Source organism: Vibrio sp. 10N.261.52.A1 (assembly GCF_002876325.1).
GTDB classification, from domain to species: Bacteria; Pseudomonadota; Gammaproteobacteria; order Enterobacterales; family Vibrionaceae; genus Vibrio; species Vibrio chagasii.
Genome location: NZ_MCYD01000891.1, coordinates 1 through 14,069 on the forward strand (window position 1 = coordinate 1; position 14,069 = coordinate 14,069).

At 46.1% G+C, this 14,069-nt stretch carries 12 protein-coding genes; 4 read left to right on the forward strand and 8 right to left on the reverse strand.

Annotated features, from left to right (window positions below):
• Nucleotides 1–65: 65 nt before the first annotated feature.
• The 5 genes from BCT81_RS19250 to BCT81_RS19270 all read right to left on the reverse strand — a co-directional run bounded on the left by BCT81_RS19250 (nucleotide 66) and on the right by BCT81_RS19270 (nucleotide 6,566).
• Nucleotides 66–857 carry a CLCA_X family protein gene (locus BCT81_RS19250; RefSeq protein ID WP_102425495.1) on the reverse strand — a complete coding sequence of 264 codons (792 nt, stop codon included), beginning with the start codon at nucleotides 855–857 and terminating at the stop codon, nucleotides 66–68.
• 134 nt (nucleotides 858–991) lie between these two features.
• Complete coding sequence (locus tag BCT81_RS19255) at nucleotides 992–1,657, reverse strand: flavin reductase family protein (RefSeq protein ID WP_102425496.1); 666 nt, start codon at nucleotides 1,655–1,657, stop codon at nucleotides 992–994.
• A gap of 240 nt (nucleotides 1,658–1,897) precedes the next feature.
• A complete protein-coding gene (locus tag BCT81_RS19260) occupies nucleotides 1,898–2,968 on the reverse strand; it encodes a hypothetical protein (RefSeq protein ID WP_102425497.1) in 1,071 nt (356 codons plus the stop codon).
• A gap of 80 nt (nucleotides 2,969–3,048) precedes the next feature.
• Nucleotides 3,049–4,662: an FAD-binding protein gene (locus BCT81_RS19265; protein WP_102425498.1), complete on the reverse strand. Its 1,614-nt coding sequence runs from the start codon at nucleotides 4,660–4,662 to the stop codon at nucleotides 3,049–3,051.
• A 62-nt stretch (nucleotides 4,663–4,724) separates the two neighbouring features.
• Nucleotides 4,725–6,566, reverse strand: coding sequence for a carotenoid oxygenase family protein (locus BCT81_RS19270; RefSeq protein ID WP_102425499.1), 1,842 nt, complete (start codon nucleotides 6,564–6,566; stop codon nucleotides 4,725–4,727).
• A 386-nt stretch (nucleotides 6,567–6,952) separates the two neighbouring features.
• Here BCT81_RS19270 and BCT81_RS19275 point away from each other — a divergent pair, with 386 nt between their 5' ends.
• Nucleotides 6,953–7,360, forward strand: coding sequence for a hypothetical protein (locus BCT81_RS19275; RefSeq protein WP_102425500.1), 408 nt, complete (start codon nucleotides 6,953–6,955; stop codon nucleotides 7,358–7,360).
• A gap of 68 nt (nucleotides 7,361–7,428) precedes the next feature.
• Here BCT81_RS19275 and BCT81_RS19280 read toward each other — a convergent pair whose 3' ends face one another.
• Nucleotides 7,429–8,871 (reverse strand): N-acylglucosamine 2-epimerase, encoded by a 1,443-nt coding sequence (locus BCT81_RS19280; RefSeq protein WP_102425501.1) that lies wholly within the window; start codon nucleotides 8,869–8,871, stop codon nucleotides 7,429–7,431.
• Between the two features lie 303 nt (nucleotides 8,872–9,174).
• On the opposite strand from BCT81_RS19280, the gene BCT81_RS19285 reads away from it, so the two are divergent.
• Both BCT81_RS19285 and BCT81_RS19290 read left to right on the forward strand, forming a co-directional pair.
• The gene (locus BCT81_RS19285) at nucleotides 9,175–9,723 is read left to right on the forward strand and encodes a DUF2975 domain-containing protein (RefSeq protein WP_102425502.1); all 549 of its coding nucleotides are present in this window, start codon (nucleotides 9,175–9,177) and stop codon (nucleotides 9,721–9,723) included.
• A 10-nt stretch (nucleotides 9,724–9,733) separates the two neighbouring features.
• The gene (locus BCT81_RS19290; protein ID WP_102425503.1) at nucleotides 9,734–9,967 is read left to right on the forward strand and encodes a helix-turn-helix transcriptional regulator; all 234 of its coding nucleotides are present in this window, start codon (nucleotides 9,734–9,736) and stop codon (nucleotides 9,965–9,967) included.
• Between the two features lie 71 nt (nucleotides 9,968–10,038).
• On the opposite strand, the gene BCT81_RS19295 is transcribed toward BCT81_RS19290, so the two are convergent.
• On the reverse strand, nucleotides 10,039–10,686 hold the full coding sequence (locus BCT81_RS19295) for a glutathione S-transferase family protein (protein ID WP_102425504.1): 648 nt from the start codon (nucleotides 10,684–10,686) through the stop codon (nucleotides 10,039–10,041).
• A 98-nt stretch (nucleotides 10,687–10,784) separates the two neighbouring features.
• On the opposite strand from BCT81_RS19295, the gene BCT81_RS19300 reads away from it, so the two are divergent.
• Nucleotides 10,785–11,636 carry a LysR family transcriptional regulator gene (locus BCT81_RS19300; protein WP_102425505.1) on the forward strand — a complete coding sequence of 284 codons (852 nt, stop codon included), beginning with the start codon at nucleotides 10,785–10,787 and terminating at the stop codon, nucleotides 11,634–11,636.
• Nucleotides 11,637–11,737: 101 nt separating this feature from the next.
• Here BCT81_RS19300 and BCT81_RS19305 read toward each other — a convergent pair whose 3' ends face one another.
• Complete coding sequence (locus BCT81_RS19305; protein ID WP_102425506.1) at nucleotides 11,738–13,852, reverse strand: methyl-accepting chemotaxis protein; 2,115 nt, start codon at nucleotides 13,850–13,852, stop codon at nucleotides 11,738–11,740.
• Nucleotides 13,853–14,069: the final 217 nt, after the last annotated feature.

Sequence of the window (14,069 nt, forward strand, 5' to 3'; positions counted from 1 at the left end):
TAAACAGTTTTGAGCCTTGGATCATCTATTGATCTAGCTGTCCAAAACGTTACTTACTTAAAGAGCTACTTGCTCAAAGAGCGGCCTAGCGGTGCAAAATAGCCTTGTATCGCGTTGTAGATTTCCTTTCTATGCGCGAGGTCTGGATAGAGGGGGAACATATCCGGCTTTGTTGTGCCATCGACTAGGTACGAGTTTTCGATATCTGAGCAAGATTCAATGGCAGACTCAAAAGCGCGCGCCATCATCTCTGTTGGTAATGAGAAGTAACGGGCAGACGTCGCTTTGTCGGCTATGACACTTCGGGCGACGTAATCGTGTTTATCTAAGTTATTCTCGCTGAGTAGCGTGGCATCGAACAGCGACATCAGACTCTCGTTTAATGGATGAGGTCGCACCTTTCTATCGTGTAACCAACAATCGCTGGCAAACAAGATGTGTTTACGAGGCCCTGAAGTATCGCCAATCTCAAACGCCTTTTCAGCGATGTAGTGGTCAAATGCATGCCAAAACTCGTGAGCGAGCGCACCTGCACCTGCGTTTTTCGCGAGTGCTAATTCACGTTGGTTGGGCGCGTAATGTGCTTGCACCCCTTTTCTGCCACCACTGCCAAATGCTAGTCCTAGTGTGCCACGCAAGCCGATCGCTTCAGGTGGCAGAGCCAAAATATAAGCGAGGTCTGCTAATGAATCGAATATTAAGTTCGCAGCTAAGTCCTTCTCTTCTTTGGTTACCCAAGCGCCCACACGAATACTGCCCATACCGAAGGTCTGTTTAATGTCCATAAAAGACACTTGATCGCCGTGTCGGTAGTCTGGGCCTTTGCGGGTTTTGTACTTAAAGTGGGTTAACTTCAAAGGAGTCCTTAGAAATGAGTGTATAACGTAAATGCTGTCAGGTACGGCTTAGTGCCTTACAGACCTAAGCCGAGGAAGTTACCACTTTTCGGAGCCAATTTCTGAACAAAATGACTTTGGTTAGGTTGAAGGGCCTACCATGAGGTGGGATCGCCTTCGCGTGTGAGCGGAAACAATGGTTCATCGGGTTTGGCGTAACTTAGTCGGCGTAGCCTCTGGGTGACGTGATAGCTGTCTAGCCCTGATATGGTGACTGTGTCTAAAGCCTCCAAATCCAAGTATCCATCAGGCATAAAGGCATTTTTGGGGGCGTGAAGCGTGACGACTTCGCCAATCAACATTTGGGTGTGATTGCTCTCTATCTGAATATGTTCTTTCAGCTCCAACCCAATTTTCAAAGCGCTTTCTAATACAAACGGCGCTGAGAAGTCATCGTCATAATAAGGTGTCAGGCCGACCGACTCGAACTCGGATACTTCTTTAGGATATCGCGCAGAGGTTTGGTGAGCTTTCTTGAAAAAGTCAGCGCCAATGCTGTTGATCGTGAACTGTTTGGTTTCGAGAATGTTGTCCAAGGTGTGGCGGCGTCTTTTACATGGGCGGACAATAAAACCAAATAGTGGAGGGTGAGAGCCTAAATGTACCACCGAGCTTATCACGGCCAAGTTTGCTGCCCCTTGACTGTCACAGCTACCAATCAAATTCGCACTCTTGAATCCTGACAATGAGTTGACTAGACGAGTGCGCTCTCGCTGCTCCATGGCTTGAAGATCGTTCTTTGACAGGGTGATGTCCTTCATACCTTTCTCTTCCTACTTGATTAAATGAACCTGCGTTTTATGAGCCTATATGTACGAACATGGGCTTTTTATCGATCAGGAAAATTATCTGTTTCGTGAGCTATCATTACGTCTGCATGAAAGGTGAGTCTTTTGGGGTTACTGGAACTGATTGTAAGGCGTTAAGTTGTGGAGTAGCACCAAGAAAGTACTACTCCGTTGTTGTTTTGTTAGAAGCACCTGTTGTGTATTAAAGCCGATTTACAGTGATGCATTTTGAATATCATCCAAGGCATCGCAATAGAAAGGGCCACTAAACTCCAATAAGGCTTGCGGCATCTCTATGGTTTCGGCCAAAACGTTGTGCTCATATAAAGATACATTGACCGCAGCCTTCATCGATTTCATGTACTTCTGCTCTCCGCCAAAGATAATCACAGAAGGGAAGGCTAACGGGTAAAAGCTTTCCAGTTCGGATTTTACTTCCATGACCATCTTGTACTTAATTTTGTTCATTTCGAATTTTAAGTACCCTGCGCAGGAATCTACCTCTCTTTTCAGTGAAATATTGCCAATCGCCGGGTAGAAGATCAGGTCATAATTAGGAGAGATATAGCGGCCAGCCCACAGTTCAATATTAGAATTCCCAACTTTTGCGCCTGTAAACATGTAATAGAGTTCATCAGAAAGTCCCATGGTGTAGATCATTCCTGCGCTAGACTCTTTGTCATACCACCCTTTATCAAGCTGAGCGTATCCGCTTCCAAACAGAGATTGCTCACCATCGTAGAAACTGTATTGAATCGGCGTGCCAACGGTGTAAAGAAACCATTTACCTCCGACTCCCGGTAATTCAGGAATAATACCGAAAGGCGTTTGCCCCGGATTTCTGCCACGCCAATAATGAGTATGTTCGCCATCCCAACGCATCGAGAATTGGAAGTCTTCGAAAGTTACATTCAGTGTGTCTTTATTGGCGACGACAATCCCCGGTATTTCGTAATGGAACTGTTCCGAGTCGTTAAAACCACGAAGTATTAACTCATCACGAAAGATGTCGTATTTCACTGTCTTGCCGTTTACCGGTGTAAACGCGAGGTGCACGTATGCGTTAGGCGTTGGGTCAGTAAAGTTAGGAGCGATGTAGGTTTGTAGGCTGATTTTAAAGTAGCCGACCTCTGGAACGGCGATATTGTAGAACCATTGTTCAGCCCAAGTTTGTTGAGATGATGGAGTATGAGGGCGTATATCCTCGAGTGTGGTAGCAAATCCTTGTGCTACGAACAGGCAGCAACATGTTAGCCCTAAACGCAGTAGTTGGCAGAGGTTCATTGAAGTGATGTCCTTTGTTGGATCCTTTGGAAAAACGAGTATCAGGCATAGAGCGCAGTGCTATATGCCCGACGAGCCGGTTATTTTCGGCAGATGCGAGCGTCAGTGAAGTAGAGCCCTGACTGACAAGTTGTCCCTGATTGACAGTGGGCATCTTCTTGACAGTAACATTCGCCACGCACGTTACATCCTGGTTTTAGATAATCTTCTAATGGCGTTTCACCACTCACACGCTCCCAGAATGGGTTGGTGAAGGTATCGAAAGGGTCCAGCTCCGCTTTGGCTTGCAAGAACTCAGGCCACATCGGGAAGCGAGAGGGCATGTCCTCAAAAATAGCGACTGAGTTTTTACCCCAGTGAGGTCGCGCATCATATTTTCGCAGCGACATTTGCTCTATTTCTAGGTTCACGAAGTAGTTTTTAGGTTCTTTTTTACCCTCTTTACGCAGTGTGTATTCAATGCCGACGAAAGCGGTATCTCGCCCTGCGCTCATTCCTAAATAACTGTCAGAAGCTTTACCAAATCGGAAGTAAATACCATTGAGTGGGAAGCAAGTACGTGGGTGTGCGTCGACGATCTGGCGGACATCACTGATCCAGTTTGGTAGGCGCTCAATGTCGATAGCAACTTCTTGAAGCGCGATAGGCAGACGATCCCAGATACATTTGTTCGGGTCTTTGCATTCGAAGTACTGCATTTGGTCTGAATAGCCGATAGGCTCATCAACTGTCTTACCTGTGACACTGTCTTTGAAGTAGGACTTTGCTCGGCCATTGTAACGAGCGACGGCAGCAAGACATTGCAAACCAGCCCCCGGGAATTCGTGTGCGGCATTAAACAGTAGCCCGAAGAAAAACTCTTCCGCATCTGTGACATCGGCTTGTGCATTGTAGGCTTGGCCTTCTGTCTCGATTGGTACTGGGTTGTAAAGTGTGGTGGTGTAACGCCCTAGACCGGGGAACCATGCGATGTTCGCTGAGTAGTTGTTGTGTGCAATATCCAGTACCACGTCTTCAAGGTCGGAATCATCTCGATAACCGGTGACTTCTGCTTTCACTTTAAAGGCATCTTCAAGTTTTAATGTCGCTTCAACCACTACGCCAAGTACACCAAGGTTCACTCTTGCGGCGTCCAGCAAATCGCCCTCAAGTACTCTGACCTCGCCTTGCCCATCAACAATTTTTAGCTGGGTAACGTAGTCAGCGAGCATGTTACTTGGTCTATCTAACGTAGAGCCGTGTGTGCCACTGCCCAGCATGCCACCAACGGTAAAGATAGCTAACTCAGTCACCATGTTGATCGCGTAACCTTGCCCGCGTAAGAAGTCATTGAGATCGTTGAACCGCATACCGGCTTCAACAGTGACGGTCTTATTTGTTGCATCGAAGTGAACAATCTTATTCATATTCTTCAGAGTGATTTGAACTTGGTCGTCACCGGCGCAGGCGGCATCGATTTGGCTGGCGAACTTGCGATTTCCCGTCATCACTTTCTTACCGCGTATCAGAGCGTCTTGGACGATGCTCTGCACTTCATCAATAGAACGTGGGTCGTAAATCGCTTCAGGGTGGCAGGTGTATGTTCCTTGGTAGTTAGAAATCTCTCTTTCCGGTTCATAGGAATGAAGAGAGAAAGCTGTCCCCATTACGGCAGCAAGCAAAGCGTTACCAAGTACCATGGTTTTTATTTTCATTAAGACTTCCTTGTGGTTTAGTCGAAGTTGATTTTTAACGGTGGTTTTCTTCATCGAATGGATTAGCCAAATCGAGGCAGAATGTGTTGCTGAATGACTTCTTGAACAGCGCTGCGATGGCTTGATAAACGTGAACTGAAGAAGTCTCCTACGTTGGCTTTATAGGCATCAGCAGGTCTTGGCCCTATCTCTGCTACCCAGAGCGCATGATTCGTCGTCGCAAAATTGAGTTGCGGGTGCCCTAAGATCGCTAATGGACCTTGTGCTAAGTTTTGTGCGTCAAAGATCCAGATCTCTTTGCCATTTCCAATGCCATGAGTAGGGTGACTACGAACCACGGCTGTGAATATGTAGCCGTCGTCTTGAGAGGTGCTGTTAGGGCGAGCCATAAACTGAGGCGTTCGCATCACACAATCTGAGGGAAATTGATACGCATCGGCGAGATTCATCGAAAGGCAGTCCATGTGCACGAGAGCCGAGGGTTGGTCGACTTGAGGTAATGAATCGTTGGTGAACCTTCTATTGGGGTAGTGCTCATAGGCGTCGGCGACACGCTTAATGACATGGTCTTTGCGATAGCCAACGGCAGCCCAATAAATATGTTCAAATTGCTCTGGGAACTGGAAGTGTCCACGGTACGCGGGATCATTCATATCCCAAAAAAGTTGGTCGTCTCTTATCAGCCTGAAGTCTTCATTTATCTGTCGAGCGGATTGTGACTGAACTTGGATCCTTGCGCGTACTAAGCCGCCGACATCAATAGGCGCTGCCGGGTAACCTGCCAATTGACTCGGAGTTCTTCCACCAAATAATCGCTTATCGCGTGCGTATTGGGGCTCCGATTTGTCCATCGCTCCTAGGTATTGGCCATATAGGGTGATTTCGTTTTCATGGTCATCGTAGTTACACATGATGTCTGAGGTATCGAAATCCAGTTCTAGGTAGTCGGCAACCACATAATCGCGCCCGGGGTAGAGGTCTTTCTTACGAATAATCCAAGTTGGAGTCCGATGTTGCTGAGCATAAACCGACGATATACCGATCATACGTAGCGGCTCGACTTGCGCTGCAGTTTCAAATACGAGGATGTGGTGGCGTGTTACACCAAGAGAGTGAGCGGTTGCTGCGATAAAGGCAGGCTTACCGTTACGGCCAATAATGTTCCAGCCTTGTAGAGGGCTGTGCTTATCCCATTTCAGAAGCCGTATAAATCCATTTCTAGTACCCGTATTGGAAATGTTTCCACCGTAGTTAATGGTGAAACATTCATCCGACTCGAGATCAAAATACGGATGGCCTGTGGTACGAACTTGTGGAAACAGCCATTTGTCAGGAATAAAAGGGCTCATCCAAGGTGGAAGACTGCTCTGCCACTCATCATAGTGACCAATCGGTGTGACCAGGTCTAAGCTCAGCGCATCAAATTCGTAGGGAACCCCACCTTCGTAGCTGAGCGCGAATCGGTTGTCACCCAGGTAGTTGGGCGCGGTATTACAATAATTGACGAATCCCATCGTCGGGCTGTAATAAGCCATACCACCAAGTAATTTAAAGCTGTCATAGCCATAGGAGATATGCTGTTGCATGATGGCTGACGGGGTATCAATCATCTTACGCAAGAAAGAAACTTTGCTTGGCGAAAAGTCGAGACGGGTTAGAGCGCCGCGGCCGTTCGGACTCAGGTGGTTTGGCTCCAATGGTATCCCTTCAGAAAAAAACACATGACCATGGATATCAGCTGGCAATTCTCCACTAAGAAGGTGAAAATCTCCCGAGGTTGCGCTGCGCCCACCCTGCATAATTGAGACCGGAAATAAGGAAGGATTGTTGCTTTGCGAAGCCAAAAGTTGGGTTGGTACAAAGGCAGCCCCAGCTACGCTTTTCAAAAATGTACGTCTTTTCATTGCTCTGATTTATATGTTTATCCATGCATATAAACAAAGTAGGTGAGTTTTATTGGCTAGAATGAGTAATGTACAAAACTATGAATGAGTGCAAAGAAGTCGTGTAATTTGACGGGTAAATTACACGGATTAATATCAATAAACTATTGATTTAAATGTTTTTAATTTCGTTTTGCTTGTGTTTGGTTTGGCGAGTTTTAACGGTGTGGTTAGCTCTTTATTTCGTTTCTAACGCCAATATTTGAAGAGAGGGTGCTTCTTGATGCGTGGCACCAATACTTTCTGTAGCGTTGTATTTAAAGGCGTGAGATAAGTTAATTTGCTATTGCAGCCATTCGCTATTGAGCGATATCATATAGGGCTATTTCTTTGGAAAAGATTCGATTATGTCAGATGAAAAACTCGCACTAGAGTGGATGCGCCAACAGGCACATAAAGTAGACCCATACGTTATCAACCCATCGTTTGATGAGTGCGTTGAGCTGCTTGATCCTGCTTTTAAGAAGGGCAAGAGTGTTGCGCAGTTAAAGTATCTGTTATCAGAAGCGGATCGTAGAGCTGGCGCGGCAGAACGTAAGCATGCGGCTTTAAAATACGCCAAAGAGAAAAGCCCAAATGCTGGTCAAATCTTGCGACTGCAAAGCAAGCTTCAACAAGTTCAGTTGGCTCTCAAGCTTGCCACTGGCGATAACAATATGACCATATCTCAGTTCTGTGCGGAGTACGATGTCTCTAAGCGTGATGGCAATACCGCATGGAATGAAAAGCTGGTAGAGCAGAACAAAAGAAGATAGTAAAAAAAAAGATAGCAAAATGAGCCCTTTGAACGGGCTCATTTTCGTTGTGCGCTTAAGAAAATCTGCTAAGGCCGGATGTTATTGAAGCTGACCTTCTGCATTCCCCCCTCCAGATTCTCCAACTTAACCACATCGCCTTGATAGTAATACGGTTCCATTGGTATCTCGCTGTTAGCTGGTCTCGCGTAGTGAAGCACTGCAGGTTTGCCTTCCACTTGTCTGGCATATAAGTAACCAATCAACGCATGCTCAAATTGATGGTAGCCGTTGCCCCAATGAAAAGCCTTAGTGCGCTTAGGTTCAAGCCCTACACCACCATATTTGTGGTCGACCCACACATCGTGAAAAGTCGGCAACGTGTATTGTAGGGTTTCTTTCATCGAACCATCGACAAGCGATACCGTCATTGCCGCTTGGTCGAGCTCAGCCCATTCCCATGACGAAGCCCAATGTGTGTTTGGTCTGCTTTGCCAGCCAGTAATCTCTCGTCCTTGCCATGCCTTTTGAAGCTTGTCGCCAAAGTATTGGGATACATCGGTGAAGTCTTTCTGGTACTCGGCTTGGGCTAAAGTGTGCTTCATCCCTTGCATACCGAACTCTTTCCATTCGGAGTTATCCAGAGTTTGCCCAGTAAGGTAAGTCATCCAATACGCTTTGATGGTGTGACCAAAATCATTGTGATTGGCGTTCGGCATCATGGCTGCTTTGCTGTGAATGGCACCGTAGAAGCGTTGTTCATCTTCGGAGTGGTAGTGCTCGATCATGGTTTGTGTCAGCCAATTCAGATCATCAAGCCATTTTGTCTTGGTAGGATCTTTCAGTAGTGGAGCTATTAACAGCATGTAGCCGTTAATCTGGTCAAGTTGTGCAACCAATTCCCGCTGAGTGACTTTGCCATCTTCACCGTCGGCAAGCACCCACGCAAGGCCGCTGTTATCGTTAAGTCGGTATTGTTCGAAGATAAAAGCTTGTTGAGCGATGAGAGCGTCTTCTACCTTCTTATCTTGAGTTAGGTAGTAGTACATGGCTAAGCCAACTAGCGCATATGCTTGATCTTGAGCCGTTCGCTGTTGCCACTCAAGCCCTGCTTTGCCGTCTTTGGTGAAGCTGATGAAACCACCATTTTGCTGATCTTCTAAGTGTTCAATGAGGTAGTAAGCCCCTTGCTTAGCGAGCGCTAATGCTTGCCTGTCTCCGGTTAGGTGGTAGAGCACGCCATAAGCATAGGTTTGGCGTGACTTCATCCGAGTGAACTCTTTGCCGAAGTGTGGCGTGATCCAGCCTCGATCTAACTCAGGACAAACGTTGGTCACATCAAGCAATGTCCCATCATCACAACGGAAAGTCGGGAAGTTGCCTATCGGTTCTCCTTGAGTACTCGGCATCATCCAATAAGGCGCTAATCCTTCGCTGGCATGAGCTATCCAGTCCTCACCTGAGGGTAGGGATATATTGGCAGATACAGCCAAGCTTGTGACACTGAGTAATGCGATAGAGGCTCGTAACATGATGTTTATCTTAATGAATTGAATTAGCTTGAATATAAACAATCAGGTCTGCACATTGTGATTAGGCGATCACAGTCGACAAAATTATTGAGATTTGGGTAAAGGTTCAGGTGACCGGTGGCTAAGTGAATCGACTCGAGAGTGAGCTAGAACCTTCATCATTAACGGATAAATCTAACACTTTTTTATTTGCTTTGTTAAGATGCTAAAAGGAAATAAATTATCGCAAAACGATAATTTATTGTTGATCATCGTTTGTTTTGATCTTAGTATCTTCCTGTAAACTTAACAGGAACATTAACTATGTCTAACATCCAAAAACAAAGCCGACGTGTTCGCATGCTATTGCAGTCTTTTCTTGTGCTTACTCCTATCATGGTGTGCTACTTCTGGTTAACCGTTGAGACTCCCTATGACTTTATAAGTTCGACTGGTATTTTTTACCTCACTTATGACATCGGGAGTTACACGATGTTGCCACTTACTATGACAACAAGAATGGTTGCTGCGTTCACAAGCTTAGCGATGTCTAGCATCCTGATATACGCACTACTGGTTCTGATACGTTTATTCCGTAACTATGAGCGAGGCGAAATCTTCTCTTTGGAAAATGCACTGTCATACCAGAAGCTCGGGTATAGCTTGTTTTATTGGGTTTTGGGGTCGGTTATCTATGGTTCATTGATGTCGGTGATTTTGTCGTTCAATAATCCACCAGGTGAGCGTATCTTTGAGATTAGTTTTGTGGGGATGGACTTTTTGACACTTATATTAGGTATAATAATTTTGATCATCTCATGGGTGATGAAAGAAGGTTATATTCTGGCTGATGAGCACAGCCAAACGATTTAAAGGACTTGTCATGACTATCCGCATTAATTTAGACATTATGATGGCCAAGCGAAAAATGCGATTAAAGACATTGGCACAAGAGGTTGGGATAACCGAAGCTAACTTGTCGGTGCTAAAGAATGGCAAGGCCAAAGCGGTAAGGCTATCGACACTAGACAAGTTGTGTGAAGTGTTAGAGTGCCAACCGGGTGACATATTGGAATTTGAAGCGAACGTTCACCAAGAGAGCGTTACTGCTGAGTAGCGAGTCAGTAAATCATATTCCCTTATGAAAACAATGAGTCTCGAAGTTATTCGAGACTCATTCGCTACATGTTAAACAGGCTCTCCTGCCTCGTCTTCTTCAACGATATCTTTTTCTAAACTCGCCTCTGCCAACCATTTCTTTATCGACGGACTATTCAACACACGTTGTTGATACTGTTGGGCTTTTTCCGAAAGCTGAATGCCGTAGGTTTCTGCGCGTAGTGCTACTGGTGCAAACATAGCATCAGCAATCGACCATTCACCAAATAGCCAGCCCTCTGGGTATTGCTCCATTTGTTCTGACCAAATGGCATCGATGCGAGCGATGTCTTTTAGTGCACCTTCACTCAAAACCAGCTTTCTTTTGGCTCGGCAGTTCATTGGTAACTCATTTCTGATGTTGAAAAAACCAGAATGCATTTCTGCCGAGATAGCTCGGGCTAAGGCGCGTTCAGCAATGGAACTTGGCCATGCAGTGCCGTTTAGGTAGGCATCGTTAACGTATTCGAGAATCGCCAATGAATCCCACACTGCAACGTCACCATCAACCAGAGTCGGCACTTTTGCAGTGGGTGTCACTTTCGCTAACGTGTTATAAAAATCTGGGGTGAATAGCTTAAGTTTGATGACGTCTGCGGCGAGGTTGTAGTGATCGAATATTAGCCATGCGCGCAGTGACCAAGTTGAGTAGTTCTGATTAGCGATATAAAGCTGCATAAATGCTTCCTTGCGTCTGGTGGGTATGCATTTGAGCTTAAGGGATTGTATTGCGGCGCACTAACGGATAATTTTGATGCAATACATTAATAAAAACGATGGGTGGTGATTTCAATATGGATATTGATGCGTTGCGAGGCTTTCTTGCGTTTGTGGAGACCAGCAGTTTTACACGTGCTGCAAAGCAGATTAATCGCACCCAGTCGGCCTTTAGCGCTCAGATGCGTAAGTTAGAGGAAGAACTTAACGTTACTCTGTTTCAAAAGGAAGGACGCAACCTAGTATTGACTGAGGCGGGCTTGGCATTGCGTTCTCATGCGGAGCAGCTCGTAGCACTCCACAATACGGCATTGAAACAAGTAAAGCGTTATGAAGACAAACAGCCACTGCGATTAGGTTGCCCTGAAGACTATAACGACAGCATCTTGCCGAAAGTGATTAAGCTGTTGCAGAACGCAGAACCCACGTGCTCCATTCAAGTATTTAGCTTGCCGAGTATTACGCTTAGAGAGTGGCTTGATGATGGTAGGCTTGATGCCGCGATTGTGACCCGCGCTCCCGATAGTGAAGAGGGATATTGGCTAACCAATGATGCGGGCGTTTGGATAAGCAGCCCTGATTTTGTGTTTGATGATTCTAAACCTGTCCCACTCGCTCTGTTCCAGACGGATTGTAAATACCATGCTGCTGCGGTGAATGGTTTAACCAAGCAAGACACGTCATATCAGCTTTTGGCGTGCAGTAATACGGCTTCAGCGCAGCGTGCAATCGTCAAAGCTGGGTTGGCAATTGGTGCGATGGGCAAGCTCAGTGTCACACCTGATTTGAAGATTCTCGATGATATGCCGCCGTTACCTGCGGTGGATATCGTACTGTTGCTCGCGAGTAAGCATCACCCGGTTTTGGATAAAGAGGTGCTCAATCAGCTGATTGAATTAGATTCCAATTAGATTTTGCTCGCTGAGAGGCATTGATGCTGCGAGTGAACAATAAATAGAAAGGCCGAGAACATTACGTTTCTCGGCCTTGTTTTTATGGAAGAGAGGGTGAATTACGAGAGCTTAAATTTGCTCAACTCTCCGTGTAACTCTCCGGCTTTTACTGTCAGCTCATTACTGATTTCTACCGAGGATGTCATGGTGTCCATCACTTCCACAGCGGTGTCGTTAATGATGACTACGTTACGGTTAATCTCTTCAGATACTGAACTTTGCTCTTCAGCTGCAGAAGCGATTTGATTGTTCATGTCGTTGATGACTTCAATGGCTTGGTTAATTTCAGACAGCGCCAAATGAGCGGCTTGAGTTTCGCCTTTGGTATCATTCGCTTGCTTTTGACTTTGCTCCATCAAGACCACGATAGATTGGGTCTCTTGCTCTAGGCGCGTTAGCATTGAGCGGATCTCTTCGGTTGAACCTTGAGTACGGTTTGCTAGGTTACGTACTTCATCGGCAACCACGGCAAATCCTCGTCCTGCTTCGCCTGCGCGGGCAGCTTCGATAGCTGCATTCAGTGCAAGCAAGTTAGTTTGTTCTGCAATACCACCAATCTCGCTTAAAATGCCTTGAATCGCAGTGCTCGAATCGACCAAGTTTTGCGTTTGTTGCTGCGCATCATTCACTTGAACCGCTAAGCTATCAACCGCGCTTGCAGCATTGTCCATGCGTGTCATGCCGTTAAGGCTATTACTTTGTACTTGGCTCGCTGCGGCAGCGGCTTGCACGGCTGAGTTTGCCACTTCTTGCGCAGTTGCACTCATCTCATTGATTGCAGTGGCGAGTGAGTTCACTTCGTTTACTTGAGCGTTCAACTGGTCACGAGATACCTCTGCACGCGCTTGACCTTCAGTCGCGTTTTTATCGACTTGGTCTGCTGTCGCCATTACAGTAAGTAGCATCCCTTGTATACGAGATAGGAAGGTATTAAACCAGTGAGCCAGTTGTGCGGTCTCATCTTTCCCTTTTACTTCGATGCGGTAGGTTAAATCGCCTTCCCCTTGTGCGGCATCTTTGAATCGCTCGACCAAGTTATTAAGAACTTTGCCCAGTGAGTTGGCGATCAGTGCCATCGATATGATGCCTAGAAGAACGGCGACGATCCCCGCCCACACACCTTTTTCAAGCGCTTTCGAATTCTGTTCATCACTCCACTGGGTGTATTCGTCGACACTTTTTGCAAGGTGACTACTGGGAACCGACACCATGACTACCCACGGTGCGTCGCTAGTTTCGATTGCAGTTATGGCGTATTCCTCTCCGCCAAATGTAACCAACCCAGCCCCAGACTGTTTAGCGATAGACTGAACTCGCGACCATTCTTTTTCTAGCTCTGGCGAGACTTTCTTACCCACCATGTTTCCAGCGCTGCTGTTGGCTAGGGTGATACCTTTCCATGAAGTGATGAGGATTCTACCTTGTCCGTCGAATAGGTGACGAGCAAGACCTTCACTCTGGCTTTGCAGTTCATGAAGTGACAAATCGAACCCTAGTGAGCCAATGATCTTACCGTTCTGTTTGATCGGCTGGCTGATTGTTGTAATGAGTTCTTGCTTACCACGAACCGGATAGAAGTACGGCTCCATTACGAATGTTTTACCGGTTTGGTAAGGCATTAAGTGCCAGTCGTCTTTGCGTTCACCATTGCTGTTTAGCTCGGTATTGCTGTAGCTCTCCATTGCGACCGCGTCAAAGCTGTTTTCGTCATTGGGAGAGAAGAAAGGGGCAAGGTAGCCCTGACTATTAAAGCCTAATTCGCTGTCCAAGCTGTTTTCGTCATTGAGATCGGTTTGTTGTGGCCAAGTCTTGTTTTCCCACACCATGTAGCCGGCAAATACGGCTTTGTTTTGTGCTTCTAGCGCGGCAGTAAACTGTTTAACGATAAGGTCTGCGCTAGCGTCCGTTTCTGAACTCAACTCAATGATTGAACGTGCTTGTGTTAAGTTGGCTAGTACCGGGTTCAGTTGGTTGGAAATGTTTAACCCTTGCTGAAGTGCCGTATTTTGTAAGTCGGTTGTCGTAGCATCGGTTAACTGTAGTTTTACTTTCTCTGTGACTTGTTTGTTCACATCAGTAAAAGCGCTAGTGGTCATGCCCATTGCGATCAACAGGGTGAAAGCCATCGCCCCGCCCGCACTCACCGCAATTCGCGTTCGTATACTGTTAAACATATGATCTCTCTAGCTAAATAGTGGTAGTTTGCAGAGATTTTAAACAAGATAAGTGAACGGAAAATGCAAAAAAATGAACACAAAAAGAATAGAGAGATCAAAAATATAAACAAGATTGCATAATGTGCAGTTTTGGCTTTGCTCGCAACGCTTAGATGAATATGAAAATCATCATTTAGTAATCGCTAACTTTATGTATTTATTAGTTTTAGTGATG

Coding starts and splice junctions, on each gene's coding strand:
- BCT81_RS19255 (WP_102425496.1), bottom strand. CDS start 1,657: ATGAAGGACATCACCCTGTCAAAGAACGATCTTCAAGCCATGGAGCAG.
- BCT81_RS19260 (WP_102425497.1), bottom strand. CDS start 2,968: ATGAACCTCTGCCAACTACTGCGTTTAGGGCTAACATGTTGCTGCCTG.
- BCT81_RS19265 (WP_102425498.1), bottom strand. CDS start 4,662: ATGAAAATAAAAACCATGGTACTTGGTAACGCTTTGCTTGCTGCCGTA.
- BCT81_RS19270 (WP_102425499.1), bottom strand. CDS start 6,566: ATGAAAAGACGTACATTTTTGAAAAGCGTAGCTGGGGCTGCCTTTGTA.
- BCT81_RS19275 (WP_102425500.1), top strand. CDS start 6,953: ATGTCAGATGAAAAACTCGCACTAGAGTGGATGCGCCAACAGGCACAT.
- BCT81_RS19280 (WP_102425501.1), bottom strand. CDS start 8,871: ATGTTACGAGCCTCTATCGCATTACTCAGTGTCACAAGCTTGGCTGTA.
- BCT81_RS19285 (WP_102425502.1), top strand. CDS start 9,175: ATGTCTAACATCCAAAAACAAAGCCGACGTGTTCGCATGCTATTGCAG.
- BCT81_RS19290 (WP_102425503.1), top strand. CDS start 9,734: ATGACTATCCGCATTAATTTAGACATTATGATGGCCAAGCGAAAAATG.
- BCT81_RS19295 (WP_102425504.1), bottom strand. CDS start 10,686: ATGCAGCTTTATATCGCTAATCAGAACTACTCAACTTGGTCACTGCGC.
- BCT81_RS19300 (WP_102425505.1), top strand. CDS start 10,785: ATGGGTGGTGATTTCAATATGGATATTGATGCGTTGCGAGGCTTTCTT.
- BCT81_RS19305 (WP_102425506.1), bottom strand. CDS start 13,852: ATGTTTAACAGTATACGAACGCGAATTGCGGTGAGTGCGGGCGGGGCG.